Annotated in this window: 10 protein-coding genes (1 of these 10 only partly in view); 5 read left to right on the plus strand and 5 right to left on the minus strand. The window is 59.8% G+C overall.

From position 1 onward, the window contains the following. The 3 genes from QM780_RS16725 to QM780_RS16735 all read left to right on the plus strand — a co-directional run bounded on the left by QM780_RS16725 (nucleotide 1) and on the right by QM780_RS16735 (nucleotide 3,273). Entirely contained in the window at nucleotides 1-1,221 is a 1,221-nt protein-coding gene (locus QM780_RS16725; protein WP_415071567.1) for an alpha/beta hydrolase family protein, read from the plus strand. Between the two features lie 153 nt (nucleotides 1,222-1,374). Further along, the gene (locus QM780_RS16730; RefSeq protein ID WP_415071568.1) at nucleotides 1,375-1,995 is read left to right on the plus strand and encodes a class I SAM-dependent methyltransferase; all 621 of its coding nucleotides are present in this window, start codon (nucleotides 1,375-1,377) and stop codon (nucleotides 1,993-1,995) included. Between the two features lie 117 nt (nucleotides 1,996-2,112). Next, nucleotides 2,113-3,273 (plus strand): OmpA family protein, encoded by a 1,161-nt coding sequence (locus tag QM780_RS16735; protein WP_415071569.1) that lies wholly within the window; start codon nucleotides 2,113-2,115, stop codon nucleotides 3,271-3,273. 16 nt (nucleotides 3,274-3,289) lie between these two features. Here the strand turns inward: QM780_RS16735 and QM780_RS16740 are convergent, their stop codons facing one another. Then, entirely contained in the window at nucleotides 3,290-4,012 is a 723-nt protein-coding gene (locus QM780_RS16740) for a DUF2092 domain-containing protein (protein WP_415071570.1), read from the minus strand. Nucleotides 4,013-4,158: 146 nt separating this feature from the next. Further along, nucleotides 4,159-4,554: a cupin domain-containing protein gene (locus tag QM780_RS16745; protein WP_415071571.1), complete on the minus strand. Its 396-nt coding sequence runs from the start codon at nucleotides 4,552-4,554 to the stop codon at nucleotides 4,159-4,161. 156 nt (nucleotides 4,555-4,710) lie between these two features. Between QM780_RS16745 and QM780_RS16750 the strand changes: the two genes are divergently transcribed. Continuing rightward, complete coding sequence (locus tag QM780_RS16750) at nucleotides 4,711-5,127, plus strand: c-type cytochrome (protein WP_415071572.1); 417 nt, start codon at nucleotides 4,711-4,713, stop codon at nucleotides 5,125-5,127. A 38-nt stretch (nucleotides 5,128-5,165) separates the two neighbouring features. On the opposite strand, the gene QM780_RS16755 is transcribed toward QM780_RS16750, so the two are convergent. After that, nucleotides 5,166-5,405 (minus strand): hypothetical protein, encoded by a 240-nt coding sequence (locus tag QM780_RS16755; protein ID WP_415071573.1) that lies wholly within the window; start codon nucleotides 5,403-5,405, stop codon nucleotides 5,166-5,168. Between the two features lie 182 nt (nucleotides 5,406-5,587). Further along, a complete protein-coding gene (locus QM780_RS16760; protein ID WP_415071574.1) occupies nucleotides 5,588-6,427 on the minus strand; it encodes an alpha/beta fold hydrolase in 840 nt (279 codons plus the stop codon). Between the two features lie 291 nt (nucleotides 6,428-6,718). Between QM780_RS16760 and QM780_RS16765 the strand changes: the two genes are divergently transcribed. Next, on the plus strand, nucleotides 6,719-7,300 hold the full coding sequence (locus QM780_RS16765; RefSeq protein WP_415071575.1) for a hypothetical protein: 582 nt from the start codon (nucleotides 6,719-6,721) through the stop codon (nucleotides 7,298-7,300). A gap of 11 nt (nucleotides 7,301-7,311) precedes the next feature. Here the strand turns inward: QM780_RS16765 and QM780_RS16770 are convergent, their stop codons facing one another. Next, nucleotides 7,312-9,254 carry the 3' portion of a peptidoglycan DD-metalloendopeptidase family protein gene (locus QM780_RS16770; RefSeq protein ID WP_415071576.1) on the minus strand. Its footprint extends 79 nt past the window's final position, so only the last 1,943 of its 2,022 coding nucleotides appear in the window; the start codon falls outside the window, past its right edge — the gene reads right to left on this strand; its stop codon occupies nucleotides 7,312-7,314.

Below are 9,254 nucleotides of genomic sequence, written 5' to 3' on the forward strand. Positions count from 1 at the left end.
TTGACGATCCTTTTTCGCAACGAGCTTCACGAGGATTTTGGTACCTGGCCAATTGCCTACATTCCTTATGGCGGCGCCGACTTCGGAGAGATCCGCGCCGTCGCTGCGGCTATCGGGGATGGCGACGACGGCGCGTATTATGATGCGTGGATCGCTGCCGCCGATCGGCTCTCGGCCGAAGCCGACGCGGCGCGGGCCAAGGACCACATCGCAAGTGCCCGCGCGCTCTACCTTAAAGCCAGCGTGTTCTACATCACGTCCTTCCATCCGATTTACGGTGCGCCGGTCGATCCACGCTTGACGGCGGCGTTCGGCAAGGGCGTCGCCGCGTTCGACAAAGGGCTGGCACTCGGCCCGCATCCGGTTGCGCCGATTGCAATTCCGTTCGAAGGGACGACGCTTCCCGGCTATTTCATTTCGGCCGTCGGCTTCGAGACCGAAGTGCGGCCGCTCATCATCTTCAACAGCGGTTACGACTGCACCATCACGGACAACTATTTCGCAGCCGCGGTCGCGGCTTCGAGGCGCGGCTATCACAGCCTGCTGTTCGACGGGCCGGGCCAGGGCGCGATGCTGTACGAACGCGGCGTTCCGCTGCGGCCGGACTGGGAGGCCGTCATCAAAGCGGTGGTCGACTTCGTGGAATCGCTGCCGCTGGTCGATGCGAAGCGCATCGCGCTCTACGGCTGGAGCCTCGGCGGATATCTGGCGCCGCGCGGTGCTTCGGGTGAGCATCGTCTTGCCGCGCTGATCGCCGACCCCGGCACGTGGAGCATCGCAGACGGCTTTCGCGATGTTGTGATTTACAAGTTCGGCTTGCCGCCGGAGTCGGCAACGGATCTCGGTGCGCTGGATCAAGCCATCATCGACAAGATGGATGTGTTCATCCGCGGTAACCGGCAAATGTATTGGAAGGTCGTGCAGCGCGGCTTCTGGGTGCATGGCGTCAGCGGCTTGCGCGCCTATCTCGCCTCGACCGAGCTTTTCACCATGCGGGGACGGGCAGATCTGATCCGATGCCCGACCTTGATCACCAAGGCGGAAGGCGATGTGCTGGCCTCTTATGCCGATGCTTTCTTCGAGGCATTGAAATGTCCGAAGACGCTGATGCGTTTCAGCGCCGCCGAGGGTGCGGGCGGACATTGCGAAATGGGCAACCGCTCGCTCGTCAATGGGCGCATGCTCGATTGGCTTGATGAGCAATTCTCTAAGATCGCGTGAAAGATCAGAGTGCTTCGCAACACTCGCGAATGCGACGAGAACGCGATAACATGGGGCGGATCGTTCGGACGATAGAGGTGTAACCAACGTAACATTTGCGCAGCAGGCCGCTCTTTAACTGGATCCAGCTCCAATGATTTAAAAGGGAAGGTCATGGGTCTTTATGCTCGCCACATCGGTCCGCGCTTCGTAAGCTGCCTCTGTTCGATGCAGGATATCACCGCCGAACGCGTGAAGGTCGTGCCAAACGCGTCCGGCGTCGTCCTTGAAATCGGCATTGGTCCGGGCCTCAACTTGCCGCTCTACGATCGCGCGCGTGTGGAACGCGTGATAGGCGTCGATCCCGGTTCGGATTTTCTGCGCATCGGTTCGAAGCGACATGCGAAATCTCCTGTTCCGCTGGCGATTATCGAAGCGCCCGCCGAGGCGTTGCCGCTGTCGGACGCTTCGATCGATACGGCAGTCGTTACGTACACGCTGTGCTCGGTTGAAGATCCCGGGCGCGTTCTTGCAGAGCTACGGCGTGTCCTGAAGCCGACGGGCCGCGTGCTGTTCCTGGAACATGGATTGGCACATGATCGGAAGGTTTCGACCTGGCAGCATCGGCTCAACCCGATGTGGAAGCGTCTCGCCGTCGGCTGCAATCTCAACCGGCCCGTGGCATCGAACTTCGAAGATGCCGGCTTCCGGCTTGCGGAAGTCGATCACTACTATCTGAGCGGCGTTCCTCGCGCGGTGGGATATCTCAGCAGGGGCGTTGCCGTGCCCGATTGACTTGTCGCGGATGCGGGCTAGGTACCCTGCGGGAAATTTGCCTTGGCGACGCGAGGTTCTTGCAAACGCCCCAATAGCGTATGAAAGTGCTCGCGTTTGCGTTGTGTGAGGGCTGCAATGCGCCGTTGGGTTATATTGCTTTTCGTTCTATTTCTGTCGGTCGGCGCAGGTGCGCTGACCGTCCATTTTCGGCCGAACATCGAAGCTGCGCTGAAGCCTTACACGACGGGCTCCTCTTCCGAGGCGCCGTTGGCGGCGCTCGATACGTCGACGTCCCGGACGTCCTCAGAGCCGAACTCAACGCCTGGGGCCAATTCCCCTGATCATGCGGACAAGCCGAAAGCTGAGGACGGTGCCGCGCAGGCGAGCGGCGGCGACGGCATTAAGCTCGATCTGGCGCAAATATCGACCTCGGGCTCGACGTCCGTGTTCGCGGGCCGCGCGGCCCCCGGCTCGGACGTGACGGTCTACGAGAACGACGTCCCGGTTGCGACGGCGAAGGCGAATATCAACGGCGATTGGTCGCTCGCGACCGATCATAAATTTGCAGGCCCGGACCCCAAATTCAGTTTGCGCGCCGGAGCGGCGACGCTGCCGGACGAAGACACGCATACGTCAGCGAGTGCGGCGGCATCGTCAAAGCCCGCTTCAGCGCCGGTCAGCGAAGCGGCGAGCCAGCCGTCATCGCCATCCGGTCAATTATTGAAGAATTTCGAAAAGAAAGTCGCGTCGGCGCGCGAGGAAGCGCAGGTACAGGCACGGGCAGAGGTGCAGACGGCGGCTGCGACGCGGCTGCCATCGCAAAACGCGGCGCCTGCTGCGCCCGGTCTATCGCCGTCCCAGGCCCCGGTCCCGACGGCACCAGCGCCGCAGGTGGCCGAGGTCGCTCCCTCATCAGGAGCGGTGCAAGATTCCGGGCATCCGCCATCCGCCTCGATCCCGGTGCCGATGACGTTCGTTTTCGACGAGGCGACGCTGACGCCTGAGGGAGAGAAAACGGCGAAGCTTCTGCTCGAATACCTGCAGCTGAAGAAATTCGCGTCGGTTACGTTGTCGGGTCATGCCGACGAGCGCGGAACGGCGGAATACAACATGGAGCTGTCGCGCAAGCGTCTCGATGCCGTATCCGCGATCCTGCGCGGCGGCGGCTATAACGGCAAGCTCGAGCTTTTGCCGGAAGGAGCGACGCAGCCGTTCATGGGAGTTGACCGCTCGAAATATTCGCGCGATGACCTGATGCAGCTCGACCGGCGCGTCGAGCTGCGCAACGCCATGTAAATTTTGATCGTGACCGTTATGGCGACGCCATGTTCAAGTCGCCGATATCGACCTTCGTGCTGCCCGCAGGTGGAGAGAACGTGAAGGTCTGAGGCGTCAGCGTTGGCACTGCGTTCCACTGGAACACGTTGCTTTGTTCGGTGCCATCGACGCTGCGATAGATGAGCTTGCACATCAGCGGCTTGTCGCCTTTTTCCAGCCAGACCTGCCAAGTGCCCTGGTCGGTCGGGTCGTTGATCAGAAACTTATCGCACGACTTCCCGCCGATGTTTTCCGTTCCCGCGTCGGTCACCTTCATGCCGTCACCGCCGCCCGTGTTGACCATGTGCACGATGCCCATGAAATTCAGGACCTGGGAATCGATGCCGAGTTCACCGGTGAAGAAGCCGAATGCGGCCGAAAGAGACTGCGGAGCCGGAGACTCCGAGTATCGCTTCTGTTGCGGATTATAGATTGTCAGTACGGTGCCGTCGGAGATGAGGAGATAGGTGTTCTGGGCAAGCGTCGTGTCGGCTCTCAGCGCATCGGGCTGACGAAGGATGAAGTGGCCCTTCCCACGATATAGCTCGTTGCCGTCGGAGCTGGCGTCGAAGTTCGTCTCGAAATCGAGGGGATTGCTCTGCAGATAGCTGTCGAGCTGCTTGAACGCCGTGCCGGCAGCGGCGCTCGTTTGAGCATGGGCAAGGCCTGCCGGGGCGAGTAGCGCTGCCACCAAGCCGAAAAACAAACGACGCAGCATCTGCGGGTCTCCATGGTTGACGTGCTGACGATCCCCCTCGGCGCACGACTTTAAAGTGCGGCGACGGATTTGCCTGAAACGGTCTCGGTCCATCGTTAATTTTGAGTGCTTCTTCCGGGCGTCTATCAAATCAATTGTCCGCGAATTCAGAGGGCATATTGATCGTCGTCAACCTTTTCGAGCCATTCGACGGTTTTCCCGTCAAGGGCTTCCTGAATGGCGATGTGTGTCATTGCAACCAATGCGCTCGCCCCGTGCCAGTGCTTCTCGCCAGGGGGAAACCAGACCACGTCTCCGGCGCGGACTTCTTCGACCGGGCCGTTTTCGCGCTGCACCCAGCCGATGCCGTCCGTCACAATCAGGGTCTGGCCGAGGGGGTGGGTGTGCCATGCGGTGCGAGCGCCGGGCTCGAAAGTAACGCTGGCGCAGGCAACTCGAGCTGGATCGGTTGCCTGGACGAGAGGTTCAATGCGGACGGCGCCGGTGAAATAATCCGCCGACCCCGTATTGAAAGACCGCGTGCCAACTCGCTTGATGTCCATGGGAGTCTCCGGAGAAGCGGCCGATCGGCGAAGCGGGCTATGCCGTTCGCCTCTCTGCGCATTGGCGACCGTGCATAAATCTTGAATTTGGATCGTCTATCGTTCGAACGATAACCGATTTGTAACGGAATTCAGCGGGAACGGAAGGATTTGAGAATGCGTTTGGCGAACATGAAAAAACTCGCAGTTACATTTGCAGCTTTTATAGCAAGTCTAAGCGTTTCCGCTATCTCGTCTGCGGCGTTCGCGGACGACGATCCTGAGTTGGCATTCAACGGACATTGCCGCGAGTGTCACGAGTTCGACAAGGGCGACAACCGCATCGGACCGACGCTCTACGGCGTCGTCGGGCGTAAAGCCGGAACGGTTCCGGGATTTCCTTATTCTGAATCGCTCAAAGATTCCGGGATCACCTGGAACGAAAAGATCCTTGACCAATGGATTACCAATCCAAATGCGGTTGTTCCGGGAAACAACATGGGCGCCATTTTCAGCGGTCTGTCTGACCCGAAGGAGCGCGCCAAGATCATCACCTTTTTAAAGGGTGATACGAAAAAGCCGGGAGCCAAATAGGCACCCGGCTTTTTTATTTCAGTCGGCTCGACGCGCTGCTAGTTGCGACGGTAGCGAGCGCGATGGCGATAACATCGCTTCGCACCGATCTTGCAGGCGATCTTCGGTCCGGCGGTGTAGCCAATGACGCCGCCGGCAACCAGACCGACCGGTCCGAAGACGACCGCGCCGGCAAGACCTCCCAAGGCCGCGTCCGTTACGCGTTCGCCAGCGTTGGCGGCGGCAGGGCCGAGCGCGAGGCCGGCAGCTACGACAATGCATCCTGCGATGGCTTTCATAGTTTTCCCCCTATGAGTGCGTCCCCCGCGGACGGCGTTGCTATGTGTCGAAAGTCGGCGATTCGCGCTTTCGAGGCGAGCCCTCGATCCGACTTCGTTATTCTCGCGATTTGTAAAATCGGCATCGCCGGATGGGATTGTGCGCCGATCCCATCCGACATTACGGCAAACGCGAAAATGTTTCAGCCCTTCACGAACGCGAGCAGGTCAGGATTGATGACGTCCGCATGCGTCGTCAGCATTCCGTGCGGGAAGCTCGGATAGACCTTGAGCGTCGCGTTCTTCAGAAGCTTGGCCTGCAGAAGACTGGCATCGGCATAGGGAACGACCTGGTCGTCGTCGCCCTGGAGAACGAGCGTCGGAACGGTGATGGCTTTGAGGTCTTCCGTCTGGTCGGTTTCGGAGAAGGCTTTGATGCCTTCGTAGTGTGCCTTGGCGCTTCCCATCATGCCCTGACGCCACCAGTTGTCGATGACGGCTTGCGAGACTTTGGCGCCCTGGCGGTTGAAGCCGTAGAAGGGACCGGAGGCGACATCGAGGAAGAACTGGGCGCGGTTGGCTGCGAGAGCCGCGCGAAAGCCATCGAAGACCTCGATCGGTGTTCCGCCCGGATTCTTTTCCGTCTTCACCATCAAGGGCGGAACGGCGCTGACGAGCACCGCTTTGGCGACGCGGCCTTGCGGTTCTCCGAATTTTGCGACGTAGCGTGCGACTTCGCCGCCGCCGGTCGAGTGGCCGATGTGGACCGCATTCTTCAGATCAAGATGTTCGGCGACGGCGGAGGCGTCGGCGGCATAGTGGTCCATGTCGTGGCCGTCGCTCACCTGCGAGGAACGGCCATGGCCGCGACGGTCGTGGGCGATGACGCGATAGCCCTTCGACAGGAAGAAAAGCATCTGCGTGTCCCAATCGTCGGCGGAGAGCGGCCAGCCGTGGTGGAACACGATCGGCTGGGCGTCCTTGGGACCCCAATCCTTGAAAAAGATTGTCACGCCGTCTTTGGTCGTCACTGTATTGGTCATTATGCAATTCCTTTACTGGGGTGGGCGTTCGAGCATGGTCTCGGGAGATCGAATTTGATGAGGTACACGGTGCCCGCAATGTGCGAAGCATTGAATGCCAGGGCAAGGTCGGCGGGCGAACTCGAGCGTGCGAAATGGCAATTGGAATTCGTGTCAGCGAATTTCCGCGTGCACTTTAGCAAAATTCGAATATTGCCTAGAGACCGTGCAATACTTATCGCGAAGTATTGGCGGTAGATTGCAAAGGAACGACGAACTGCTAGTCATCGTGTTCGATATGGGGCGGGGGAAATGTCGGAGATGTCGAAAAGCGAAGGATTTCGTTTCAACGGGCTGTCGGTTTTCGGTTGGGTTTTAGGTGGATTGAGCGTGCTCAATCTCATTCACGATCTGAGCCCGATAAAGCTCTACGGACTGGTCAAGGATTGGGCGGAAGGCTACCAATCGCTGGTCGAAAAGATCGGCACTTTTCTGTTCGGCTGGATCGACTGGCGGTGGGTGTCGATCGACAGAAACGAAATGCACATCATCGTTCTCGCCATTCTGCTCGGCGCGGCGACCATGCGCGCGAGCCGGATGGTACAAATTCGCGGTGGCGTACCTCCGATTGCTGCATTCGTCGGGGCGATGTTCGGCGCTTTTTTTGTCATTATCCTTCCCGTCATCATCATTGCGGCGTTGTTGCCCGAGCCGTGGGGATTCATCGGGTCGGCGGCTTATTTGCCATGGGCGGCATACGAATTCGGCTTCCGCAACGATGAGGCTGACGAAGCTGTTCCGGCGTCCAAAGACGTCAGGCAGGAATTTCTCGGGATCATTGCGGTGTTCGCGCTGTTGGTGGCGCTGAACTATTCCATTTCGGCGATGGGATAGCCGCGCGAGCGCTATTTGTTCGCGGTCATCACAGGAGCGCGCCGCATCAGCTCTTCGATGCGGCCCCGTTCCTTCTGGAACTCGACAAGATCCTTGCCATCGAGCTTGCGCTCGCGCGGCACTTGGATCGACATCGGATCCACGAAGCGGCTGTTCACGAGCACTTCGAAGTGGACGTGGGGACCGGACGATAGGCCCGTCGATCCGACGTAGCCGATGATCTGGCCTTGCTGCACTTTATCGCCGACATGGAATTTGCCGAAACGGCTCATGTGACCATACGCGGTCTGATAGCCGTTGGCATGCCGAATGCGGATGTAATTGCCGTAGTAGCCCTTATGCGCGACTTCCTCGATGGTGCCGTTGCCGGCGGCAATAATCGGCGTGCCGGTGGCGCAAGCCCAGTCGACGCCCGTATGCATCTTGCGTGTGTTCAGAAGCGGATGGAAGCGGATGCCGAAGCCTGAGGTCAGGCGGACATCATCGCCGCGAACGGGTTTGCGAATGAGAAACTTTTTCGAGTTGTTGCCGTCATCGTCGTAGTAGTCGACGACGCCATCGGCGGACCGGAAGCGATAGAATTTATAAACCGCGCCTCCGCTCGACAGCGCGGTGTAGAGAAGCTCGCCCGGCGGGCCGTCTGTCGATTGATCGTCCTTCATGTCGAAGAACATTTCGAGCGTATCGCCCGGGCGCACACGACGGCGAAAATCGGCATCGTAGGCGTTGACGCTCAGGATTTTCTGGATGGTTTCCGGCGGCAGTTTCTGTGTCAGGCCAGCATAATAAACGGATGCGTAGAGGGTGGCGCTCTGCGGGTCGTCGTCGCCGTTTGCAACGTGCTGCAGCTCTTCCTCGAACGGCGGTTTCGATGAGCCGACGAACTCACCCGCGGCGCTTCGGCTGACGGTCACCAGGTGATCGTGGCCGTCGGAGAAAATCGAATAGCGCGCCGGTTCCATCTTGTTGGGATCGGAAAGCGACGGCACCAGCGTGATGCGCACTTCTTGACCGGCAACGAGGGCGTTCTCGGAGAAAATGTTGTGACCGGCTTCAATCATGCTGTGCACGTCCCATTCGGGCGCGCCGGCTTTGGCGAGGATTTTGGCGAGCGTGTCCTGTGGACCGACGGTCACGACAATGACTTTGCCGCCTTCGAAATCGTCGGTCGGCTCATCGGGGGCTTCCGTCGTTTTGTAGATGTCGGTGGTGTTCAGATTGTCGGCTGTGGATGCCCTGGGCTGCCATGATGCATCGCCTGCGGGAGCGGAACTCGCAGTGCCTGCCGCTACGCCATCAAGCGGCGCGCCGCTGCCGTCGCCGCTGTAGGGGGCGTCGGCTCCTGTCGAGCTGCGATCGACAATGTCCTGGACTTCCTGCGTGTCGAGCTCTTGGCCGTCTTCTTCCGGCAGGATGCCGCCCAGCAGCTCGACGACTTTCGTCGACACATCCGATTTGGAAAGGCCGCTGCCGGCGTTCTCGTCGGCGTCGGCGGATGGTTCCGACGGCTGGCCGCTGCCGTACAGTTTGAAAGGATTGAAGGGCGGAACCTTATCGCTTTGATCGGCGGGGACAGGCGCTAAGCGCGCGACGATACGAGCGTAGGGCTTCTGTCGAACGTATTCGCGGCTATCGCGGCGGCTCTTGGAGGATTCGTGGATGATGTAGCGGGTCGACAGAGCGCCGTTCGTCAGCTGCAAACGATCCGACTTGGGCATGACCCATTTCAGTCCGTCGGCGTTTTTGGGTGTGAGAGCAACTTGGGGTACGAGCGCGCCTTCGCCGATGCTTTTGAGAGCGGGCAGCAGGCCATCGTTCATGTGATCGTTGTCGGACGAGCCATAAATAACGATGAGAATTGCTATGGCGCCGACCGTAGCGGCGAGGCAGGTGCTCAAGATCCAGCGGAAGCGGCCACCGGCGCGTGGCTCGGAGTTGGTCTCGGCTTCGTAGA

The organism is Hyphomicrobium sp. (genome assembly GCF_047600905.1).
Taxonomy (GTDB): domain Bacteria; phylum Pseudomonadota; class Alphaproteobacteria; order Rhizobiales; family Hyphomicrobiaceae; genus Hyphomicrobium_B.

Excerpts from the sequence above, each read along its gene's own strand:
- QM780_RS16750 (WP_415071572.1), top strand. The coding sequence starts at position 4,711 with ATGCGTTTGGCGAACATGAAAAAACTCGCAGTTACATTTGCAGCTTTT.
- QM780_RS16745 (WP_415071571.1), bottom strand. The coding sequence starts at position 4,554 with ATGGACATCAAGCGAGTTGGCACGCGGTCTTTCAATACGGGGTCGGCG.
- QM780_RS16735 (WP_415071569.1), top strand. The coding sequence starts at position 2,113 with ATGCGCCGTTGGGTTATATTGCTTTTCGTTCTATTTCTGTCGGTCGGC.
- QM780_RS16760 (WP_415071574.1), bottom strand. The coding sequence starts at position 6,427 with ATGACCAATACAGTGACGACCAAAGACGGCGTGACAATCTTTTTCAAG.
- QM780_RS16765 (WP_415071575.1), top strand. The coding sequence starts at position 6,719 with ATGTCGGAGATGTCGAAAAGCGAAGGATTTCGTTTCAACGGGCTGTCG.
- QM780_RS16755 (WP_415071573.1), bottom strand. The coding sequence starts at position 5,405 with ATGAAAGCCATCGCAGGATGCATTGTCGTAGCTGCCGGCCTCGCGCTC.
- QM780_RS16740 (WP_415071570.1), bottom strand. The coding sequence starts at position 4,012 with ATGCTGCGTCGTTTGTTTTTCGGCTTGGTGGCAGCGCTACTCGCCCCG.
- QM780_RS16730 (WP_415071568.1), top strand. The coding sequence starts at position 1,375 with ATGGGTCTTTATGCTCGCCACATCGGTCCGCGCTTCGTAAGCTGCCTC.